Origin of the sequence: Rothia sp. (in: high G+C Gram-positive bacteria) (genome assembly GCF_015265375.1) — a bacterium.
Classification (GTDB): domain Bacteria; phylum Actinomycetota; class Actinomycetes; order Actinomycetales; family Micrococcaceae; genus Rothia.
The window spans coordinates 35,694-58,623 of record NZ_JABZXW010000004.1 but is presented as its reverse complement, the minus strand read 5'-3'; the positions used below and the strand labels follow the sequence as shown (position 1 = coordinate 58,623).

Genomic DNA, 22,930 nt, shown 5'->3' with positions numbered 1-22,930 from the left:
GGTCTTTATCCGAAAGGCTCAGTTTAACGAGCGTGTCTGTGCGTTAGCTGTGTGTCCTGTGAATGAACACACCCGGTTCTATTTTAGGTGATGCACTCGCCATCGCTCTGGAACCCCGTCATTTAGCGGGGAATTGGTTATGGATATGAAAAAATCCCCGGTTCTTTCGAACCGGGGATCGTTGGTGCGCGAGGGGGGAGTTGAACCCCCACGCCCTCACGGGCACACGGACCTGAACCGTGCGCGTCTGCCTATTCCGCCACTCGCGCATGTGTCTTACGGTGTATCACCGCAGGCAACACATAAAACTATACGGACTGCATGCGGTGCTGTCCAATCGAGAGTGTGTGACCTTCGTTACTTAGTGTTGGTGGGGGTGTCAGAAAGAGACTCTGAAGCACTATCGGAGGCGCTATCCGGGGCACTATCAGACGCTCCACCGGAAGCAGCCGCATCGGACGCAACCGCGGAACCCCGCTCCCGCGCCATACGCTCCTGTTCAGCACGCTCCCGGTCAATACGCTCCAAACGCGCACGCAACAACCACGTCACCGGACCCACATACGGCAGGCACAGCACCAGCAGAAGCCACTTCAGCTTCTGTACCTCCGAAAAATGCGGGTTCCGATGAATCGTCACTAAGCACAATAGCGCCAACGCAATACCTGCCAGAAATACAACCGTGACCACCAGCTCCAGTACGGCACGCCAATCCATAAGCCCTCCTAATATCCTTCCTAAGCATACAGACCCGGAGGAATCCACAAGCCCTCAGGGTAGTTCAAGGAGGTGTTCAGAGCCTACCCCGATGGGCAGCCCCATACGCCCCTCAAGCACGCAAAAGGGCCCGCCCCGCAACACAGCAGGACGGACCCTCCACAAAGCCTTACACAGAAACCTGCGTGTAGCTCACAAACTAGCGGCTAACTTTCTTAGCCTTCTTCGCAGCACGACGCTCAGCAGCCTTCGCATCATACTCAGCCCAGAACTCACGGGTAGTCACCGCATCAGTACCATCCCACGCCGCAAGATTCTTCAACTCAGGCATATCCGAAGCCTTGAAAATCGGCTCCAAACCAGCCTTACGCTGAGCTTCATAGTTCTTCAACACCGCAACAACCTGCGGAGTCATCAACAGAACCGCCGTCAAGTTCACAATCACCATGCCGGCATTCAACATATCCGCGGTAGTCCACACCAGATCCAGCGAAGAAATCGCGCCGAAGAACACGAATACCAGAACCAGCGCACGGAAAATATTCATCGGCAGCTTACGCTCAGTCACAAAACGCATATTCGACTCGCCGTAGTAGTAGTTACCAATCACAGTCGAGAACGCAAACATGAAAATCGCGATAGTCAGGAAGTGAACCGCCCAATCGCCCAGCTGCATAGCCAGCGCCGACTGAGTCAGCGACGCACCACGAGAACGATCACCATAGGTCGGGTTCGACAGCAGAACAATAAACGCAGTCACAGTACACGCCATCATCGTGTCAAAGTAAACACCCAAAGTCTGCACGTAACCCTGCTTAGCCGGGTGGGAAATAGTAGCGGTCGCACCAGCGTTCGGAGCAGTACCCATACCCGCCTCGTTAGTCAGCAGGCCACGCTTCATACCCCAAATCACGGCACCCATCGCGCCACCGGTCACAAACTCCTTAATGCCAAAAGCACCCTGGAAAATCATCAGCAGCATCTCCGGAACCTTGCCAATGTTCAGCAGAACAACCAGCAGACCCAGCAGCAGATACAGCACCGCCATAATCGGAACCAGCCACTCAGTCACCGAAGAAATCGCGCGAATACCACCGAAAATAATAGCCGCAGTCAGCGCCACCATAATCAGACCAATAGTGATGCGGAAGCCCATCGAGTTAGTACCCGAAACATCAATGCTGAACGAGTTCGCCGCAGCATCCACCACAGCATTCGTCTGAACCGCCACAAACACGAACGCATAAGTGACCACAATGAACGCCACAAAGATGTAACCCATCCACGGAGCATTCAGGCCGCGCTTCATGTAGTACGCCGGACCACCAACGTAGGAATCCTTACCGCGCTCCTTGTACAGCTGACCCAGAAGGGACTCCGCAAAAGCAGAAGCCGCACCAACAGCAGCAATAACCCACATCCAGAACACAGCACCCGGGCCGCCCATAGCAATAGCCAAAGCAACACCCGCAACAGTACCGGTACCCACACGAGAAGCCGCCGAAACAGTAAACGCACGGAACGAAGAAATGCTCTTCTTACCGTCAGCCTCACGAGCAACCGGGTCACCCAGGACACGGACCATTTCCTTAATGGAACGCCACTGCACACCGCGAGTACGGATCGTAATGTACAGACCAGCCGCAATCAGAGCGTAGTAGAGGAAATTACTCCACATCCAGTTCTGCACGGCATCCACGGAGGAAGTCAGTTCCGCAGTCTGCGTATTAATGTCCCCGATGATATTCAGAAGAAAATCCACTCGGCACTCCAATCTTGAAAGCAAAAAGCCCGCACGCTCAAACCCGGAAGACGGGCAACGTGTGGGCTACATTGCTGGGTGGTGCGGACTCAAAGCCGCGTAACGGAGGCACATACGCTCCGTATGATTAGTCACCTCATTGTGGGGTGCGCAACCCTCACGGAGCAACTTAAAAAAGGGGCCCAAGCCAAAATGTAACGAATACTTAATATATGGGCAGAGTAAATATAGACTCCGTGGAGGTGTTGACGGCACCGGCAGGGCGGGCGCAAAAAGCCCGGCACAAGGCACAAAACCTCGCACCGGGCATAACGAAGAAGCGGGGGTATCAGTCGGGCTACGAACGCTCAGGCTTCACAAACGGGAACGACAACACCCCACGAATCTGAGTCTGAGCCAGCAGCATCACCAAACGGTCCACACCCAGACCCAAACCACCCGTCGGCGGCATACCCGTCTCCAAGGCGTAAAGGAAATCCTCATCCACCTCCATCGCCTCCAGGTCACCCGAAGCCGCCTTCAACGACTGCTCCGTCAGACGCTCACGCTGCACCAGCGGATCCGCCAGCTCAGAATAAGCACAGCCCATCTCCATGCCATTGATCACCAAATCCCAACGCTCCGCCAAACCCGGAACACTACGATGCGGCGCCGCAAGCGGACTCGTCTCCGCAGGGAAATCCGTATAGAACGTCGGCTCCACCGTATGCGCCTCAACCAGCTCACCATACAGCTCCTCAACGATGGCACCCGGACCCATACCCTCGTGAACACGCACACCATGCTGCTGCGCCAAAGCCAGCAACTCCTCAAAATCCGTCTGCACATCCACGCGGCGACCCAGCGCCTCCGATAGAGCATCACACACCGACACCACACGCCACGGACCCGACACATCAGATACCGTGCGCTCGCTCGAAGCCTTATGACCCAACGGCAAAGACACCGAACCAAACACCGCCCGGGCGGCATCCTTAATCAGACGCTCCGTCAACTCGCGCATCTGCACATAATCCGCGTACGGACGATACGCCTCAAGCACCGTAAACTCCGGATTATGGGTCGCATCAGCACCCTCATTACGGAAATCACGACCCAGCTCATACACCGGACCGCTACCGCCCACCACCAGACGCTTCAGGTACAGCTCCGGCGCAATACGCAGCGTCAAATCCTCACCGTACGCATTGATATACGTGCGGAACGGACGCGCGCTCGCGCCACCGTGCACCGTATGCAGAATCGGGGTCTCCACCTCAAGGAAGCCCTCCGCATCCAGACGGGCACGCAGCGCCTTAATCACCGCCGTGCGCAGACGCAGATTCTGCATCTGATCCGGATGCACCAGCAGGTCCGTGGAGCGGCGACGCAGACGCGCCTCCGGGTCGGTAAACGAATCAAAGGGGATGGGGTGCAGGCTCTTCGACGCCATGTGCCAGCTGGAGGCAATCAGTGATCGAGTGCCGTTGCGGCTCGCCCCGTAAGCACCCTGCACGGTGATGATGTCACCGGTATCCAGGTTGCGGGATGCAATGCTCAGCAGGCGCTCGCCCACGAGGGCGCGTTCCATGATGACCTGCAGGGTTTCGCCACCCTCGATCAGGGTCGCAAAGAGGACTCCACCGTGGTTGCGAAGCGCGCGAATACGCCCCGAAACCATAAATTCTGAATCAGGAATATTTTCAGAAGAGAATATACGCAGGGCATCCTTCACGCCTAGAATAGGCGCACCATTACTGCGTATCTCACCACCCAGCGGATACGGCTCCATACCCGCCGAACGCAGCGCCTCCAAATGACGCAGACGATGCTGAGTCTGATCACTACGTGACACCTCAGGAAGCTCTTCCACAGCAGATACCTGCAACTGGCGAAGAGCCTCCAACTCATCTGCAGAAAGAACCTGCTCCTGATCCTGCAAACGGCGCGCCGACAAATTTGGTAAAAAGCCCTCCGCCATACCCGACGCAACCACAACATTCGCCATCGCCAAAGTCGGCTCCGTCGCCAAAAAACGAGGAACCCACAGCGGGGCAAACTTCAGATTGAAACGATACAGACGGCGCAACTGCAGAAAACGATCCAGCACGCCCAAAGAACGAGACGCCAAACGATTCCACGCCGAAGCGCCCACCTGATCGGCAGCCTCAAAAATATGGCCAAACATCGCGAAATTCAGCGACACCCGACGTACACCCAGCGACGCCGCCTGCTCCATCAGCGACGCCACCATAAACTCCACCACACCATTAGGTGCCTCGGGGGAGCGGCGCATAACATCCAGCGACAGACCGGTCGGACCCCACGGAACGAACGACAGCAGAGCCACCATCTGACCGGCCTCATCATGCGCCGAGACCAGCAGAGACGACGAATCCGCCGGATCATTCACACGGTTCAGAGCCATCGAAAAACCGCGCTCCACGCGGCCATGACGCCACGCCGAAATATTCTCTGCCACCTGCTGACGCTGCTGCTCATCCAGCTCCGCAAAGCGACGCATCTGCGCCGTGTACCCGCCACGACGCACACGCTGAACCGCCTGACGCACCGGCAGCATCGATGTGTCATTGAGCGTGAAGCGGTCCGCCTCCAGGACCGCCTCCTCACCCATCTGAATAATCGACAGGCCCGCACGGTTGTAGGCGCGCGCGCCCGCCTCACTCACGCTCAGCGCCGCAGGAACCCAGCCGTAGCTACGCGCCTGCAACATCCACTGCTCAATCGCGGCATCCCACGAATCCGGGTCACCCACCGGGTCACTCGACGCCAAACATACCGAACCGACCGAACGGTACGTAATCGCCGCCCTCTGATCCGGAGAGAAAACCACCTGCTTATCGCGACGCGTCGCGAAATAGGAGAGCGAATCATTGGCGCCGTACTGCTGCAGCAGGGCGCGAATCTTCAGCTCCTTCTCGCCGGTCCACGCGTCCGGGGCGCGGTAACCACGCGCCAACAGGTACAGCGCCGCAACCAGCGAAGCACCGTAACCAAAAGACGCCAAGAAAGCGACCACATCGGCGGCCCACACGCCAGGATGGGTACGCTCAATACCCATGCCGTGCATCAGCAGCTCCCACGGGGTGATGGAACGCAACGGCTCCCACACGCCAATACGGCACAGGTACCAGAGCGCCAGCGTAGTCAGCAGGATGCCACCCACCGCCGTAGACACCGCACCCGCCCACGAGAGGCGACCAATACGCGCCGGGAACGCCGAACGAATCGAGAAGAGGAACGGCACCAGCACGCACGCAAACACGATGGAGAGCGTATCGACCGTCGAGGAGAAAATACGGTCCTTATGCATGATTCCCTCAGGGAACACCAGCGTGAAGGCGCTATGGGTCGCAAGTAGCACACCCAGCACCTGAAAAACAATGGCGGCAATGAGGGCGGCACGCTTGCGCACAATCAGCCCGGAAACCATCACAATCATCGTGATGGCGCTGGGCAGAGTGTGCGTGGAGGGAATATTCAGCAGATCGGCGGTGACTTCCCACCAGGTGAAGCCGCGGCCGTGCCGCAGAGGAGTAATAATCCACGCGAACGTGGTCAGTAGCGCGGCAAAAGAATACACCCCGATCACCACGCGTGCTGATATCTCTGCATACCTTGAGGGAGGCGCGGGTGCCTGCTCTGCTCGTGCTGGACGGCGACGTGAGGTAGTGCGGTGAGACATCATTATCAGCGGGAATCGGGGTGTAGGGAAGGTACTAGACCTTAGGAGTTCTGGGTCGGCTCAGCCTTCGGGTCACGGTAGGTGCCCTCGAAGACGTCGGGGATGCCGTTGTCGTCAGCGTCCACGCTTTCCTTCTCAGCCAGGGCACGGTAGTGCTTGTTACGGCGAGACAGGATAGCCGCACCCACAACGGCAGCCAGAACAGAGCCAACGAGAATCGCAATCTTGGCGTCCTCGGTGTGCGGGGAGCCGTGCGGGAAGGACAGCTCAGCGACCAGCAGGGACACGGTGAAACCGATACCGCCGGTTGCAGCCAGACCGACCACGTCAATCCAGGCGATGTCCGGGTCGAGGTTAGCGTTCTTGAATCGAGTCACGAGCCAGGTGGTGCCGAAAATACCGATGGTCTTACCTGCAACCAGCGCAACCATGATGCCGACCGCCACGGAGTCGGTGAGGGCGCGTCCGAGGCCTTCAAAACCGCCCACAGCCACACCCGCGCTGAAGAACGCGAAGATGGGCACGCAGATGCCGGTAGAGAGGGGGCGGAAGCGGTGCTCCAGCACCTCCGCCAGGCCGTGTTCAGCGTGCGCTGCCTCGGAGCGTGCGGACATCTTCACGGGCACCAGGAAGCCCAGAACCACGCCGGAAATGGTGGCGTGAATACCGGATTCGAGGAAGAGCGCCCAGGTGATAATGCCCAGGGGCAGAAGCAGAACCCATGCGGCGAGAGGCTTCAGGTGCAGCATGGTCTCGCCACGGTATGCGATAAACGCAAACAGGGCGAGGGGAATCAGCGCGAAGAGCAGGTACTCGCCGTGGAAGTTATTGGTGTAGAAAATCGCGATAATGCAGATTGCGATGAGGTCGTCGACAACAGCCAGGGTCAGCAGGAAGACGCGCATCGCCGAGGGGAGGAAAGTGCCCACGGCGGCGAGAACGGACACCGCAAACGCAATGTCGGTTGCGGTGGGGATAGCCCAGCCGTGCAGAGCGGTGGGGCTGGTGAAGTTCAGCGCCGTGTAGATAATGGCAGGCACTGCAACACCACCGAAGGCAGCCGCAATCGGCACAATAGCGGTGGAGGGCGACTTGAGGTCACCAATCACGAATTCCTTCTTCAGCTCCAGACCGGTGAGGAAGAAGAAAACGACGAGCAGACCGTCTGCCGCCCAGGTGCCGATGCTCATCTGCAGGTGGTTGAAACCGGGGATGACCGGGCCAACAACGGTGTCTCGCAGACCAAAGTAGAAGCTGGAGGCGGGGGTGTTGGCGAGTACTACTGCCAGCACCGTTGCGATGAGCAGGACGGTACCGCCGACGGATTCTGCACGCAGAATATCGGCTACGCGGCGTGAGTTGCTATATGAGCCGCGGCTGAGGGTATCTGGGTTGGTGTGAGTCATTCTCTCCTCTTTCTGCCGCGGTATTATGCGGCATCTAAGGCTTTTAAGTTTACTCTGCGCTGTATGAGTATTCGAGTACCCGCTGGTGGCTTTTAGCTCCTGGACGGTGCACTGTGGTGAGTTTTCAGGTGATAAATGCATAAACGTTCCGCCCCCACCGCGGTGTGCGGTGAGGGCGGAACGTTTAATATTCTGCAACTATTCTGCGGGTTCGACTAGGGGCCTAGCCGCACGAATGCGAGATTATGCGCCTGCGATTGCGGGTGCGCCGGACTCCTGGCCGTGGTCGTCGCCCAGCTCGCGTGCAACGTAGTTCTCCAGGTCGAAGAGGTTGCCGTTTGCGCGCTTTACAACGGTCACGAGGGTCTCCATGGTTGCAACTTCCTCAACCTGTTCCTTCAGGAACCAGAGGATGAACTGCTCGCCCAGTGCGTAGTTCTCAGCGCGTGCTGCGGAGAACAGTGCCTCGATCTGACCGGTGACAACCTTCTCCTGTGCCAGGGACATGTCAACGATTTCCTGGACGTTCTCGAAGTCGTTCTTGACTGCGGGAACAGCGGGGATCTCGACCTTGTGGCCGCGGTCCAGCTTGTACTGAACCATCATGAGTGCGTGCTCGCGCTCCTCGAGGGACTGGCGGTAGAAGAACTTAGCCAGCTGGGGCAGGTCTTCGCCGTCGAGCCAGATAGCCATGGACAGGTACTGGTGAGATGCTGCGAACTCGTGGCCGATCTGCTCGTTCAGAAGGTCGTAGAAAGACTTAGACATATGGTTTCTCCTTATATGGTGATTGCTTCGTAGGCGCCGGATGGCGCGGTGCAACCTGTTGATGTTTATCGTACGGCGTGCAGTGGGTTGTGTACAGAGAGAAAAGGCTAATCGGTGGGGTAGATAAGGTATTCCTGACATATTGTCACCACTACCCTTAGTGTGGGTGACCTGAATATACCCTTTGGTTTGGGTGGTATTTGGTGTGTTTCCTTGATATTTCGCGGTTTAAGGCGGCATGAATCGCCTAGATTTCCCACGCACATACACGATGCATTTGTGCCCGGTAGCTGATCATCCGGCGTTTCTGGGCGGTGCGTTACGGCGTAAAAAATTTTTAAAAATTCTTCGCAGATGACGGTGCTTGGGGCTACTTTGTGGCTACTTTAGGGGTTTTAAGGTTCGCGCGTGCTGTAGCGCTCGCGGCTACACGGGCCTGATCAAGAGATTTGTTAAAGAGATAAGGCACGTTCCCGGTGGGAATGTGCCTTATCTCTGGTTCTCTCAACTCTCACCCGCAGGGCAGGTGGAGGAGGTTATTGTGTGGGGTAGTCCCCACGCTTCAGTGCATCAATGGAGATGACGTTTGAGGGGGTGTTGCCGAGGACTGCCTCGCCGATTTCTGCGAGGTGCTCAACCTGCTCGGTGGTGAGGTGGTCGAAAATCTGGCGGCGTACTTCGCTCACGTGGCCGGGTGCGACCTCCTGCACCTTCTGTTCGCCTGCGGGGAGCAGGTGGCAGATGCTGACGCGGCGGTCTTCTGCACTGAGGGAGCGGCGGACGTATCCGTCCTTCTCCAAGCGTGCCACGACGCGGGAGAGACGTGCGGGAAGGGTGTTGGTGGTAATTGCCAGCTCGGTCATGGTCAAGGAATTGTCCTTGGACTCGGAGAGCATCGCGAGCACCATGTATTCAACGAAGCTAATGCCGGCTTCGGTCTGTAGCTGGTTTTCCAGCTTGCGGGTGAGGTTGAAAATGATGGAGCTGATAAAGAGCCAGCCTTCTCGCTCCTGGGGGGAGAGCCACTGGATGGAATCGCTGTGTGCGGTATTTTCGGACCGCTGCGCAGACGTGGTTGGTGTGGACACGGGATTGGTTCCTCTTTTATCGGATATGGAGCTCCCTTATTAAGGGGAGATGCGGTGTGTTGGCACCCATTGTAGCGAAAGGTCTTACTCGCAACCTGAAATTGGTACGGTCAAGTAATGGTTGACACTTTGGTGCTAATTTTTTAGAGGGTGCTAGGGTCATCTTTTTGCACGCAGTGACTGCAAAAACCTTGGGTAGGTAGGTGATACACGACATATTTAAAAAGATTTCCGGTACAAGTATAGATGAGAACGTACCAAGAAGCACACTCGTGCATCGAGCCGAATTCCGCGGAATATCAAGGGTTTTAGGGGTGTGAATGAAAATTCTGAGGGGTGCAAAGAGGTTGCCAGGGGTGAAAAATAACGAAACGATAACAAAAATTTTAAGAAAATCACGGTTTTGGCTTTGCAACCGTAATGAAACCGTGTACACTAATTACATAACGGGGTCGAAGGAAGCCTCCGAGGCGAGACCGGAAGCTCGCTTCGATAGGTTCGACTCTCTATTTATCGGTGATTGTCGTCGGTGTACGAGTAACTCGTATTTCTACCGACGGATGTGCGGTGCGGGTGCAGTTCGTGGTTGGGCTGCATTCCGTACCGTATCTTTTTAACTCGAATATCTATCAACTCACTCTAAGAGCATCCAATGATCGGGTGCTCTTTTCTTTTGCCCTCATGTAGGTGCGCCGACAAGGGAGCTGCGGGAGCCGGGGGAGGGCTGTATGAGGCGGTGTGCACATCTGTACCGTGCGGCTGCAGTTCTACTGTGCCGTATCGTGCCGAAATGGTTATCCACAGAGGTTTTCCACAGTGTGGAGAACTTACACGCGTGTGATTTTATGGAGGCGGTATCGAGCTCGCTGAGTGTTAAAAATGAGGGTGCAGCAGGGAAATTCTTGTAATTACAGGCTTCTACGGGTGTTAAAACCGAGGGTAAATTCTTAAACAGAAGGGCTTTTCACCTTTAAATCCGCGGAACTCAAGAATTTCCACACCTGTGGATAACCCTGTGCACTTAATCCACCGCCTCCGGCTAGAAGAAGCGTATAAGGCTGTTCAGAGCCTCTTTTGGGGCTCAATATTTTGGCTAGTAGAGGGAAAAACGCCCCGAACGGAAGTAAAAATTCTGCGGTTTATCCCCCGCGCATCCCCAAAAAGAGGTGTTATCCACAGGGGTTATCCACAGTGTGGAGAACTTACAGCACTGTTATTCACACGAGTGTATACCCCGGTATTTCAAGGCAGAACGGGGCACCGAGCTTGAAAAACCTATTGATACACAGGGTTATCCACAGGTTTGGGGAAAAGTTCCCGGCTAAAATCCACAGGCCCGTGCGGGTTGGTACGCAAATGTGACGCTCCCCAATTCGTGAAAAGTAAAGTAAACGCTACGCTGGTAATCTTTAATACGAGCCAAGTTTTCTAATGAAAGGCATCATCATGGCTGAAAAGTACACTCTCCCCGAGCTCCCCTACGACTACGCGGCGCTCGAGCCCCACATCTCCGCAAAGATCATGGAGCTGCACCACGACAAGCACCACGCAGCATACGTTGCAGGCGCTAACGCAGCTCTCGAGCAGCTCGAAGAGGCACGCGAGAACGGTGCATACGGCAACGTCTCCAAGCTCTCCAAGGACCTGGCATTCAACCTGGGTGGTCACACCAACCACTCCATCTTCTGGAACAACCTGTCCCCCGAGGGTGGCGACAAGCCCACCGGCGAGCTGGTAGCAGCAATCGACGAGTTCTTCGGCTCCTTCGACAAGTTCCGCGAGCACTTCACCAACGTTGCACTGACCATTCAGGGCTCCGGCTGGGCAATCCTCGCATGGGACACCGTTGGCAAGCGCCTCATCATCGAGCAGCTCTACGATCAGCAGGGCAACATCTCCGTTGCACTGATCCCCGTTCTGCAGCTGGACATGTGGGAGCACGCATTCTACCTGGACTACCAGAACGTCAAGGGCGACTACGTCAAGGCATTCTGGAACATTGTGAACTGGGCTGACGTTCAGGCTCGCTTCGAGCGCGCAGTGTCCCAGACCAAGGGCCTGGTCCTCTAATCTAAGTTTTCGCCAGCGCGGTGACGTAGCCGCGGTGAGATAACTGAAACGGGTGCCCGGCGCCTCCATATTCGGAGGTGCCGGGCACCCGTTTGTTGTATTCAGGTGTTGCCCCGCGGGGTTTGGTACGGAATTCTAGAGCGCCAGCGTGCGGTACACCAAACCGCGGCGTCCCGAACGCGCTTTTTGCTCTACCAAGCCTCGCTGGATTAGCTTGGGTAGCGCGTAACGTACCTGCCGTGTACTCAACTCGGTGTTTTCCGCGATATCAGCGACGGTAGCGGGCCCTCGGGTCAAAGCAACGTACACCTGGGATTCCGTGGGGGATAGATTTTCCGGTATCTCAGCACGTTGAGGAGGCGAGGATACCTCCATTATGCTCGTAGGCTGCGTGTTATCGGCAGGGCGGTAGATAATGACGCGTACCTGGATACCCTCGTCGATAATATGCGCCTTACGCAACCCGGCATCAACCAGGGCCTGTTGTGCAGCTAGGATACCGCCGCCTTCGCCTTCGATTAGTCGGTGACCGTCACTGAGACGAATGTTCTGGCAGATAGCATAGAGCGCCTCGTTTACAGCCACGGGGCGATGCACGAGGCCTACCTGACTCGGCAGGATACCCCAAAAACCGCCGGGGCTGATGATTTCAATACGGCCGCGTTTGATAAAAATCTGTATAAATTTTCCGGATGCATCCCGTTCATAGCTCCGGTGGACGAGTGCGTTAGCCACGAACTCACGGAGAGCGACCAGGGGGATTTCTGGCTGATCGATGAGCCCCGCACCATTGGGAGCTGTGACGGTGCGGTTCTTGATGTTGCGCATAAGCCATGCAAGGGTATCTTCAAGCATGGCGGGAATAGGGCCTTCACTTCGAAAACGGTCATCATTGCGGGCGTTGCCGCTTACAGAAACTATGCCGATAATGCTTGCCCCAGCATAGAATTGTTGCGGGTAATCACCCAGGGCGCATAGCCCGGCTAAGGTCAACTCGTCATGGGCATCAATGACGTTGCGTTTGCGCAGGATCTCCGCGTCGGAGTCATTACGTAGACGCGCTGAGGAAAGACGCACCTGGTGTAGGAAATCCTCGGTGTAGGATTTGTCCAAATCTTCACTGGATGTGTTGGGAATTGATTGTAGGTCATTGTGTGGTTTGTGGCGCTGCGCGTACATTAGACTGAGCGCGTAGCCATCCATTGGGTAGTCGCCGTCTCCGAGTCGCTGGTAGGCTATATTACCTTTGAAGCAGGGACGTTCCTGCACCGGCAGACCCGGAACGGTTACGATGAGTAGCTGATGGCCATCCAAAGTTATATCGTCGGTTTCTACTACGATTTTTGGCTTAAGATTTTGAGCAGCATCAATAATCTTTGCCCGCAAATCTTCAACATCATAAACACCTACAGGTGCAAACTCCTGAGATTCGTCGACACCGCATATGATTGTGCCTCCGTCGGGAAGGTTAGCAAAGCTACAGATAGTTTCCGCCACGGAAGAGGGGTAACCCATGTGGGCTGATTTAACCTCTACGGTCAGGCTGTCTCTGCCTAGAAGCCGTAGCTCGTTGAGTGTTTGTGTTAGTTCTTCAGGCGTATACATGTACATATTGTAATTCCTGGAGTGACATTTTGAGCCTCATGCGGGACATTAATTACAAATAAGATGGATTTTAGTGACAAATATGTAACTATCGAGGAGGATTTGTTACATAAATATGAGGCAGTCTGTGAAGTTAGGTGAACGTGTTCCGACTGCTGCCATGGTGGGTGCCCGGCGCCTCCATATTCGGAGGTGCCGGGCACCCGTTTGTTGTATTCAGAAGTTGCCCCGCGGGGTTTGGTGCGGAATTCTAGAGCGCCAGCGTGCGGTCAATGCGGATGCGGCGGCAGAAATCCTCATCGTGGCTCACCACGATGAGCGCACCGGTGTAGGCTTCGAGTGCCTGCACCAGCCAATCCACCGAAGAAATATCGAGGTTATTCGTCGGCTCATCCAGCATGAGAAGTTGCGGCACCGGGTCGGCCAGAAGCACCTGCGCCACCGCCGCGCGGAAACGCTCACCACCGGAGAGCTCGCCGGTCTTGTGGTGCACGCTCTCGCGACGGAAGAGCAGGCGCGCCAGCTGGTCACGCAGATGCTGTTCGCTCACGCCGGGGTTAGCCCGCTGCACGCACTGCAGAAGAGTGAGCTCCGGGTCAAGGCTAATGCGCTGGGGAATGTAGGCCCCCTCGATGCAATAGCCGACGCGGTAGGTGGGCTGCACGGGGGAGCGGTACTCCGGGTCTTTGGCGTGGGCGATGGCCTCGAGGAGGGTGGTCTTGCCGCTGCCATTCGCGCCGGTGATGCGCAGGTGCTCGGGGCCGCTGAGAATCAGGTGTTCTGGGCGTTCCGCCGGGGTTCCCTGATTGCTCTCGCTATCAGCCTCGGCAGGTGAAAAATGCAGAGAATCAACCTTAGTGGGTTGCTTAATGGCAAATGTTTCACGTGAAACCCGAAAATCAACACGGTGAGAATCAACCCTGTGCAGCTCCAGTACCTTGCGCCCCGCGGGTAGGGGCTGCTGGCTCAGTTCGGCGTAGATCTTCTCCTGCACGCGCACCTCATCCTGGGCGTTCTGGTATGCCTCCTGAGCCTGCTCCTGCTTGCCGATGCGCAGAACTCGAAGCTTTGCCGCCGCCTGACGTGAGGCGTCCTTGGTGAGGGCAAGAATCGTATCCGGCTGGTCGTCCTTCCAGACCTGCGCCATGTTCTTCGAGATAATCTCCTGCGCCTGTACCCACTCGCGATGCGCCGAACGCACCCGGTTCTTCGCCTCGGTCACGCGACGCTGAGCCGCCTGCTGCTCGGTCTCCAATGCCTGCCGGTAGGTGCTGTAGTTACCCTCGAAGAGGCGCAGATGCGCCAGCCCCTGGCGGTCGGCATGAAGCTCCGCAATCACGTTTACACGCTCCAGAAGATCGCGGTCATGGCTGATGATGAGCGCCGGGCAGGGTAGCGCCTCCAGTGCGGTGAAGAGCTGAGCCTTCGCCGCGGAGTCCAGGTTGTTTGTCGGCTCGTCGAGCAAGATGAACTCGGGATCAGAAATCATCAGCGAGGCAAGCGCGGCGATGACCGCCTCACCGCCGGAGAAGCTGCGCATACTGCGAGCAAAGAGTGCGCGAACCGCCTGCGGGTTGTCGCGATCAATCAGTGCCGCCGGGGTGAATCCGTAGGTCGCAAGAGCCGCTAGGGTGCGCTCCTCAACGTCCCAGTTATCCCCGATGGTCTCGTAGAGTTCGGGGGAGTATTCGCCGGATTCCACCGCCTGCAGTGCCCACAGAATCTCGGTGATTCCGCAGAGCTCGGCGAGGGTTTGATTCCGATTCAGACCCATATCCTGAGGTAGATACGCCATGTGTTCCGGCGCCGCCAAAGAACCGGAACTCGGGGTCAAATCGCCCAAAATCAACCGCATAAGGGTTGTTTTTCCGCAACCATTGTCACCAATGAGTCCGGTCAGAGGTGCCGAAAATACTGCCGAAAGGTTCGCAAAAAGCGGAGGCTGGCTCGGGTGCGCAAAGTGCAGATGAGCGATACTAATGTGCGCCGCCGCGTGGGAAGTGGCGTGCGAGCGGGCATCGCGGGAAGAAGCGGAACGGGGAAAGGTCGCCTGCGGCTGAAGTACGTGTGTCATACGAGCTCCTTGAATCATAGATGCGAGTCATGGATGCTCGGGTGCCCTCGAACTCTGGCGGTGGTGCGTTGCAGTAGTGTGCCGGCGGTTTGGGGGTGCCTATGCTGAGCGCGTGGCGGTAAGAGGATCGCCCCAAAAAGAGCGCGAAAAAACCCGAGCGTAACGGTGGATGTACCTGTGCCCGGGTGCGTGCGCGCTGATTGGAACACGTAGGAAACGTGTCCGTAGAGCTGCTGCGTGAGCGCACGAAAAATTCTTCTGAGTCCGGGCTTATGCTCGGTGGGTCATTTCTTTGATGCCTCCTAGATTCCGAAGGGCACCCCGGTCGCGCCTTGGGTGGCTTCGGTCAAACATTGCGTTCAGCCCCTTAGGTTACCCCCACGGCGGGGCAGTATGGAGAGAGAGCTGATGGCTCCAGCATAGGGAGCGTGCGGGTGCTGAGTCAAACACCCTCCCGCAAAACCTTCTGACAAGTACCGATACCCCCTAGAGAGCACTGGAGAGTACTAGAGAACACAAAAGGAGGGGCGACACCAATCGGCGCCGCCCCTCCTTTTAGGCATTAAATCTGCGCGCGTACAACACGCGAAATGCTACTACGCCTCGCGGCGCTCGCGGTACATGCCCAGCGGGCCCGCATCCGCGTACGCCTGAGCATCGTTGTAACGGTACAGGCGCGGCGGGCGGTGACGGGTGCCCTCCACGCGGCGGCCGGTGTCAATAATCGACTTCGATGCCGCAATCTGGCGGCGGAAGTTCGCCGGATCCAGGGTGCGGCCCAGAATTGCCTCGTACACCTCGCGCAGCTGCGCCAGGGTGAATTCCTCACCCAGGAAGGAGTGCGCAATACGCGAGTACTCGACCTTGTTCTGCAGGCGGTAGAGCGCGTATTCAATGATTTCGTTGTGGTCGAAGGCGAGCTCGGGCAGCTCATCCACCGGGAACCAGCGGATGTTCTCGTGCACGCGGGTGTTCGCAACCTCGGTGGCGGGAATCGATGCCCAGTACACCACGGACACCACGCGCTCGTGATCGGCGGCGGGGGTGGGAACCGGGGCGCCGTTCAGGCGGGCGGCACGTGCCTCGGGGGCGCGCAGAACGTCGCCGAACGCGTAGAGCTGCTCCAGGTAGCCGGGCTGTAGGTTGGTGGCACGCTTCAGGGTCGAAGCGGCAGCCTCTTCCAGAGAAAGATTCGGATTGAGCGGACCGCCAGGAAGCGCCCACTGGCCCTTGTAGGGCTCGCGGAGGCGGCGAACCAGCGGTAGCCACAGGGTCGGGTGGGTCTCGTTCTCCTTGGGGCGCAGGGCTAGGATAACGGTTGAGACGGCGAGGGATACGGAAGAGTGGTCCACGTCGTTGTGCTCTTCAACGGCGACTGCGCCGGGAAGAGGCTCAGATGCGATGCTCATTCAGGCCTCCTGTGCGAATGGGTATCGATAGGGGTGCATACTCTACTCATTTTAAGGGGTTAATAGGGTAAAAATGCACGCAAGGCGCCTAGTGCCCAGAAAACGTGCTTCATCTGTGCTGTGTCAAGGGAAAAAGTTCAGGTGTGGCGCACGTGAAAGTGCCCCTCCGCGCTGTCCACAAGAACAGCACGGAGGGGCACTCGAGGGTCTAACTATGCAGTTTAGATGCGGAGTTGGGGTGCAGACTAGTCGATCTGCAGCTCGCCCATGGCGTCCCAGCCCTCGCCGTCAACCAGGCGAGAAACAATCTTCGGGGTTGCCGACAGCATCGGGCGCATATCCTTCATGGCCTGCTGGAAGTGCTCGGAGTTCACGTGCGGGCCGGCGGCGTCATCGTTGAATGCCTCGAGCAGAACGAACTCGTTCGGGTCCTCGATGCTGCGGGACCATTCGAAGAACTTGTTGCCCTCCTCGGCGCGGGTTGCCTCGGTGAAAGCGCGGGTCTTCTCAATCCACTGGTCTGCGTATTCGGGCTTGACGGGGAACTTTACGGCAATAAAGATCATGGGAACTCCTTGGTTGGGGTGATGACGTATTACTTCAGTTTAAACCCTCGGTGCCTGTCGGTGCTCGGGTTTTCATCGGGGTGGTCGCGCGTGCGGGGGTCGTTAATCGGCAACCACCGCGGCCTTGAGAACCCGTAGTGCGCGTTCCAGCGCGGCGCGGTCGGACGTGAGCATGTCGGCGGTCTGCGGGTTGGCGGAGCCGCCTCCGAAGGCCGCGTTGTAGTACATGCCGTCACCCAGAAGTAGTACGGCGCGGGCGATGCGTTCGTCGCCGAGCTCGGCAAGAATGAGCGAGTGCCACCCCTCCTGCACGCGGGCCAGGGTTTGCTGGGCGAGCTCATTATTGTTCTGCGCCAGGCGGCTGAGGGCGATGAGGGCACGGTCGAAGGGGGTGTTATCCGGCGTGGAGGAATTGATGTAGTAGGCGCTTGCCCCCTCGGGCGCCTGCGCCATGGCGGCGAAGTCCTCTTCGGCCAGGGCGAGGGTGCGTTCTGCGAGCGCCTCGAGCAGGGCCTTCTTGGAGGAGAAATGGTAGAGCAGCCCGCCCTTGGACACCTTCGCGGCGGTGGCGACGGCGTCGAGGGTTGCGGCGCGTTCTCCGGTGTGAATCAGCAGGTCGACGTAGGTGTCGAGGATGTGCTCGCTAGAGTTGTTAGCTCGTTGTTTGCGGTGGTTGGGAGTGCTCATGGGTACCAGTCTAACCGCTTGAAACTATACCGTCCAGTTGGTATAGTTAATCTTCGCCTGTTGGGCCGCGCCGGGAGCACACCGTCCCGGACCACCCCAAAAAAGACAGGCCGAGCTGATGCCGCCGCGTCCGCCGCATCAGCCGACACCTTATAGACGCACGAAAACAACCCATGACGAATCACAATCCGCACACCACGGCTCTGCCCATTCACGCCCCCGACCAGAAGACCAAGCGCTGGGCGGCACTCGGTGTGCTCATGCTCCCGGTGCTCCTGGTCTCCATCGACAACACAGTGCTTGCCTTCGCGGTGCCCGCAATCGCTAAGGCGCTGAGCCCCTCCTCCGCGGAGCAGCTGTGGATCGTTGACTCCTACTCCCTGGTGCTCTCCGCCCTGCTCGTGCCCATGGGCGCTATCGGTGACCGCATCGGTCGCCGCAAGCTGCTGCTCATCGGCTCGACCGGCTTCGCGGCAATCTCTGCGCTCGCGGCATTCGCGCCCTCCGCGCTGATGCTCGTGGTTGCCCGCGCCCTGCTTGGCATTTTTGGCGCCATGCTCATGCCGGCAACCCTGTCGATTATTCGCAATATCTTTGTGGATGCGACCGAGCGCCGCATCGCTATTGCCGTGTGGGCTTCGGGCTTCTCGGCGGGTGCGGCGCTGGGCCCGATTGTGGGTGGTTTCCTGCTGGAGCACTTCGACTGGGGTTCGGTGTTCCTGCTCGCTGTGCCGATTCTGATTCCTCTGCTGATTCTCGCCCCGATTATGGTTCCCGAGTCGAAGGACCCGAACCCCAGCCCGGTGGATCCGCTGAGCATCCTGCTGATTATGACCGGCATGACCGGCATTACCTTCGGTCTGACTCACACCTCCGAAACCGGGTTCGATGCGGTGGCTATCAGCACCATCCTTGCCGGCCTGTGCTTCATTGTCCTGTTCGTGCTGCGTCAGCTCAACCGCGAGAAGAACGATATTCAGCCCATGCTGGATGTGCGCCTCTTCCGCAACACCGTGTTCACCGGCGCGATTACCGCAAACCTCATCTCCATGATGGTGGACGTTGGCTTCATCTACTTCGCCTCCCAGCACCTGCAGTTGGTCTCCGGTCTGCCGCCCATGTACGCCGGTATGCTGCTGATTCCCGGTACCCTGGCGATCATTATCGCCGGTCTGGTGATTGCGCGCGTGGCGGTGCACTTCCACCCGGCGCAGGTGGTGTCTTTCGGTCTGGCGCTCCACGCTGCCGCGTTCGCGGTGCTCGCCTTCCTGGGTGCGCACAACGACTTGGTGATTATCCTGATCTTCATTGTGCTCGGTACCGGCATCGGTATTGCGCAGACCATTTCGAACGACCTGATGCTCTCCAGCGTGCCGCCGCGTAAGGCCGGTGCGGCATCCGCGATCTCGGAGACCTCCTACGAGACAGGTACGGTGCTCGGCACCGTCATCATTGGTGGCATGCTCACCGCCGTCTACCGCGCAAATGTGGTTGTACCCGACGGCCTGGATGAGACTCTCGCCGACCACGCCCACGAAACCCTCGGCGGTGCCGTGACGGTCGCAAGCCAGGTGGGTGGCGAGCAGGCGAACCAGCTGCTCTCCTCCGCATTCGCTGCCTTCGACTCCGGCGTGGTGCTGAGCTCCGCATTCAGCGCCGTGCTCATGGGTGTTATGGCCGTCATTAGCTACTTCATGATTCGTAAGGCACCGCGCGAAATGAAGCCCGCAGAACACTAACCCACATACATATGCCCCGCCTCCTGACGCTACCGCAGCATCGGGAGGCGGGGCTTAATTTACGCACCCACCTGCGCATTTAAAGGTTCAGCACAGGTGCCGGTGGTACGGTAAAAACAGTGGGCTCACGCCCGAAAAAGTCGCCCGAAAAAGACAGAGGAACCAGCGGCTCCACACAATCAAGGAGGAACGCCACCATGGGACTCAAAGACTGGATTGCACCCTTCATTACACTGCTCATCGGTGCCAGCACCATCTTCATCTCCTACAAGAACTACCAGGCGCAGGCGGCGGCAAAACCCTCCGAACTGGCGCGACTGGAACTGTGGAGCAAACTCCTCACCGAAGCCGGCTTGGACCTCAACGCCCTACCCGACCCCGAGAAGCTCACCTCCGACCAGCGCGTCGTCCTCGAAAACTACCGGGTCTTCCTCAAACGTGCGTCCCTCGAATCGAAGCTGCGTAAGGTCGGCATCGATAGCAACCGTATCTTCAGCCTGCTCATGAAGCGTGCGCACTCTTCCGTGAAGCCTACGCCCATCCCCATTGGCGACTCGATTAGCTACTACCGCCTGATTCTACGTGCCCTGCTGTACATTTGGGTTCCGCTGGCCGTGATTTTCATCGGCGTGCCCATCATCGTGGTCACCATCGCCTACCTGATTGGCCTGTTCACGAACCACCGCGGCAATCTGTCTGACTTTGCACTCTCCCCGCTCGCCGTGGTGCTCCTGATTGTTGGTGCGGTCGCCGTCGGTGCCCTCGTGTACCTGCAGAACCGCATTATCTCCGCCATTATCGCGAACAATGTGTACTTTTACTTCTGGGATATTTACGGCTCCAAGAAGGGCGCTCGCGACTCCAAGGACGCCTACAGCGAGCGCCTGGCGGCTAAAACCTACGCCGACCAGCTGTTCCTCGGTCAGCAGGAGTTCGCTCACCAGTTCCGCGAGAACATGTACATGGCGGGTATTCAGGAGATTGATGAGTACCCGCGCGTGCTCAGCGACAGCGTGATGCTGCCGCGCAACTACCGGGTTGCGGAAACCACCGAGGGTGAGGACCGTATCGACCGCTTCGTGAACTGGGTGCGCTCCAAGATTGGTTTTGAGCGCCTGGAACCGCGCATCATCTACAGGCTCGAACATAAGGACGCGCACAAGGATGCGAAGAAGGAATCCGCGCACGGTGAGCCGGTAGCTACTGAGCAGGGTGTTTCTGGGCAGCCTGTAGAGGCGCCGGCTAAGGATAAGCAGGAGGATGCGCAGAAGGCTCCGGAGGCGCCCGCCTCGGAAGAACCCATCGTTGCGGAGGTGCCCGTTGAAGCGCCTGCCGATAATCCTACTGACGTGCTTGCCGGGGATCTAGCAGATGCACCCACCGAGCCCGTCACCGGAAGCGCCACCGAATCTTCTGCCGCATCTGGGGCAGACGACCCCACGGAGGCGTTCAACCCCATCACGCAGAACGCCGCTAGTAATGAGAAGAGCGGCGATGATAAAGCCGCCAGCGAGAAACCCAAAAACTAAATAGCCCACCCGGAACACGGAAAATCCCCGGAGCATAGAAAATCCCTGGGGCACCGAAAAACCGGGCATGAGAAAAGGGTCGCAGCCTACGAGTTCGCCATTGAACCGTAAGCGTACGACCCTTTTCCTTTCCCTTCAAGGAAGAGCAGAATCGGAGGTACCGCCCGACCAAGAAGAGTCAAATGATGCGCCCCTCCACCAGTAGAGGTTGCCTGGCAGAAGAACCCGCAAGAGCGGGTCGGCAGAGCGCCCGGTGGAGGGTGCATCATGCTTGAGGAACCGCCCCTAAACCCACCAAAGAACGGGTTGCCCAAAGAACGGGTTGAGGGAACAGAAAACCCCGAGCTGACGCATCTCTTGAATTTTCAGACAATCTAGTCTCTTCAGAAAATAACTGCATCTCGGGGTAGGGGAGGACGATTCGCGCTCCGGGTGGGACCTACCCACTCCCACCCGGAGGCGAATCCTAGGGATGTTCGCAGTGTCATGAATACATCCCACCGAAATCCCTCACAAACGTTCGGGGTTTCAGTATGAGCGGTATATGAGCCTACCGCAGTCTATGCCGCAACCTCCGGGTCGCGGGAGATAACAACCTTCACCACGTTGTGCTCAGCAGCGTGGGTGAACAGGTCGTAGGCTTCCTCGAACTGGTCGAACGTGAAGCGGTGGGTTGCCATCGCCTTAGCGTTCAGGCGGCCGGAGCGGACCATGTTCAGCAGGTTACCGACGGTGTTGCAGTTGACCAGACCCATGTTGATGCGAACGTTCGAAATCCACATGGTGTTCAGGGGCAGCTCAACGGGCTTGCCGTGCACGCCGGCGTTCGCGATGTTGCCATAGGGGCGAACAATCTTGGTGCAGGTCTCGAAGGTCTGCGGAACGCCCACAGCCTCAATTGCCACATCCACGCCCAGGCCGTCGGGGGAGAGAGCCTTAATCTTCTCGATGAAGTCCGGGTCGCCCGCGTTGACCTTATCGGTTGCGCCCAGCTCCAGCGCCTTGTTCATGCGGTTATCGTCAAAATCGACGGTGATGACGCGACCGGCACCGCAGAGGTTAGCGGTCATGATAGCGCCCAGACCCACGGGGCCTGCACCCACCACAGCGACGGTGTCTCCGGGCTTGGTGTGACCGTTCAGAATACCGATCTCAAAACCGGTGGGCAGAGCGTCGGTGAGGAAGAGGACGTCCTCATCGCTCAGACCCTCCGGAACCAGGTGAACCGAAGTCTCAGCGTAAGGAACACGCACGTACTCCGCCTGGGTACCGTCAATCATGTAACCGAAAATCCAGCCGACACCACCAACGGTCTGGCAGTGCGAAGGCTGGTTCGCCTTACAGTAGGAGCACTTACCGCAGCTGGTCACGGCGGGAATAATGATGCGGTCGCCGACCTTCAGGTCAGTCACTGCGGAGCCAACCTCGGTAATGGTACCGACAGCCTCGTGGCCGAGGATGCGTCCGTGGTCCACCTCGGGGCAGTCGCCCTTCAGGATGTGCAGGTCAGTACCGCAAATGGTGGTGGTGTCGACACGGGCGATAACGTCCGTGGGCTCAAGAATGGTGGGGTTCGGGACTTCCTCCCAGGCGCCCTTCTGGTCGGGGCCGTGGTATACATATGCCTTCATGATGACTCCTTCTTTGAAGCTCTAATGAGGGTGCAGTGACTGCTTTATCACTACATGTATCAACCCATAAGAAATATTTGATAGGTTGTATTTTCATTAAACCCGACGTGTTGAATTATGCGCTTTTATTACGCGGAGTGTATCTTTTGGTTCTTTAAACATGAACATGATTCAGTTTGGGTATTTAATACCTG

15 protein-coding genes and 1 tRNA gene are annotated in these 22,930 nt (G+C 57.8%); 3 read left to right on the top strand and 13 right to left on the bottom strand.

Going from position 1 to position 22,930, the window contains the following annotated elements:
- Nucleotides 1-182: 182 nt before the first annotated feature.
- From HXO69_RS01410 to HXO69_RS01380, 7 genes are all read right to left on the bottom strand, one after another.
- Nucleotides 183-269 (bottom strand) — tRNA-Leu (locus HXO69_RS01410).
- An 88-nt stretch (nucleotides 270-357) separates the two neighbouring features.
- Entirely contained in the window at nucleotides 358-717 is a 360-nt protein-coding gene (locus HXO69_RS01405) for a PLDc N-terminal domain-containing protein (protein ID WP_070644382.1), read from the bottom strand.
- 199 nt (nucleotides 718-916) lie between these two features.
- Nucleotides 917-2,479, bottom strand: coding sequence for a sodium:alanine symporter family protein (locus tag HXO69_RS01400; protein WP_296544872.1), 1,563 nt, complete (start codon nucleotides 2,477-2,479; stop codon nucleotides 917-919).
- Nucleotides 2,480-2,816: 337 nt separating this feature from the next.
- Nucleotides 2,817-6,167 carry a bifunctional lysylphosphatidylglycerol synthetase/lysine--tRNA ligase LysX gene (gene lysX / locus HXO69_RS01395; protein ID WP_296544870.1) on the bottom strand — a complete coding sequence of 1,117 codons (3,351 nt, stop codon included), beginning with the start codon at nucleotides 6,165-6,167 and terminating at the stop codon, nucleotides 2,817-2,819.
- Between the two features lie 38 nt (nucleotides 6,168-6,205).
- The gene (gene nhaA, locus HXO69_RS01390; protein WP_296544867.1) at nucleotides 6,206-7,570 is read right to left on the bottom strand and encodes a Na+/H+ antiporter NhaA; all 1,365 of its coding nucleotides are present in this window, start codon (nucleotides 7,568-7,570) and stop codon (nucleotides 6,206-6,208) included.
- Nucleotides 7,571-7,813: 243 nt separating this feature from the next.
- Nucleotides 7,814-8,338, bottom strand: coding sequence for a ferritin (locus HXO69_RS01385; protein WP_049333759.1), 525 nt, complete (start codon nucleotides 8,336-8,338; stop codon nucleotides 7,814-7,816).
- A gap of 536 nt (nucleotides 8,339-8,874) precedes the next feature.
- A complete protein-coding gene (locus HXO69_RS01380; RefSeq protein WP_296544865.1) occupies nucleotides 8,875-9,426 on the bottom strand; it encodes a MarR family winged helix-turn-helix transcriptional regulator in 552 nt (183 codons plus the stop codon).
- A 1,446-nt stretch (nucleotides 9,427-10,872) separates the two neighbouring features.
- Between HXO69_RS01380 and HXO69_RS01375 the strand changes: the two genes are divergently transcribed.
- Nucleotides 10,873-11,496 (top strand): superoxide dismutase, encoded by a 624-nt coding sequence (locus tag HXO69_RS01375; protein WP_296544864.1) that lies wholly within the window; start codon nucleotides 10,873-10,875, stop codon nucleotides 11,494-11,496.
- Nucleotides 11,497-11,631: 135 nt separating this feature from the next.
- Here HXO69_RS01375 and HXO69_RS01370 read toward each other — a convergent pair whose 3' ends face one another.
- The 5 genes from HXO69_RS01370 to HXO69_RS01350 all read right to left on the bottom strand — a co-directional run bounded on the left by HXO69_RS01370 (nucleotide 11,632) and on the right by HXO69_RS01350 (nucleotide 17,837).
- Nucleotides 11,632-13,107: an RNA-binding domain-containing protein gene (locus tag HXO69_RS01370; protein ID WP_296544862.1), complete on the bottom strand. Its 1,476-nt coding sequence runs from the start codon at nucleotides 13,105-13,107 to the stop codon at nucleotides 11,632-11,634.
- A gap of 244 nt (nucleotides 13,108-13,351) precedes the next feature.
- On the bottom strand, nucleotides 13,352-15,175 hold the full coding sequence (locus HXO69_RS01365) for an ATP-binding cassette domain-containing protein (protein WP_296544860.1): 1,824 nt from the start codon (nucleotides 15,173-15,175) through the stop codon (nucleotides 13,352-13,354).
- 596 nt (nucleotides 15,176-15,771) lie between these two features.
- A complete protein-coding gene (locus tag HXO69_RS01360; protein ID WP_296544858.1) occupies nucleotides 15,772-16,584 on the bottom strand; it encodes an NrtR DNA-binding winged helix domain-containing protein in 813 nt (270 codons plus the stop codon).
- Nucleotides 16,585-16,829: 245 nt separating this feature from the next.
- The gene (locus HXO69_RS01355) at nucleotides 16,830-17,150 is read right to left on the bottom strand and encodes a putative quinol monooxygenase (RefSeq protein WP_296544856.1); all 321 of its coding nucleotides are present in this window, start codon (nucleotides 17,148-17,150) and stop codon (nucleotides 16,830-16,832) included.
- A gap of 102 nt (nucleotides 17,151-17,252) precedes the next feature.
- Nucleotides 17,253-17,837: a TetR/AcrR family transcriptional regulator gene (locus HXO69_RS01350; protein ID WP_296544855.1), complete on the bottom strand. Its 585-nt coding sequence runs from the start codon at nucleotides 17,835-17,837 to the stop codon at nucleotides 17,253-17,255.
- A 173-nt stretch (nucleotides 17,838-18,010) separates the two neighbouring features.
- On the opposite strand from HXO69_RS01350, the gene HXO69_RS01345 reads away from it, so the two are divergent.
- Together HXO69_RS01345 and HXO69_RS01340 are read left to right on the top strand one after the other, a co-directional pair.
- Nucleotides 18,011-19,576, top strand: coding sequence for an MFS transporter (locus HXO69_RS01345; RefSeq protein ID WP_049341972.1), 1,566 nt, complete (start codon nucleotides 18,011-18,013; stop codon nucleotides 19,574-19,576).
- Between the two features lie 197 nt (nucleotides 19,577-19,773).
- A complete protein-coding gene (locus tag HXO69_RS01340) occupies nucleotides 19,774-21,105 on the top strand; it encodes a CoA-disulfide reductase (RefSeq protein ID WP_296544854.1) in 1,332 nt (443 codons plus the stop codon).
- A 560-nt stretch (nucleotides 21,106-21,665) separates the two neighbouring features.
- Here the strand turns inward: HXO69_RS01340 and HXO69_RS01335 are convergent.
- Nucleotides 21,666-22,736, bottom strand: a complete 1,071-nt coding sequence (locus HXO69_RS01335) for an alcohol dehydrogenase catalytic domain-containing protein (RefSeq protein WP_296544852.1) — start codon at nucleotides 22,734-22,736, stop codon at nucleotides 21,666-21,668.
- Nucleotides 22,737-22,930 lie beyond the last annotated feature (194 nt).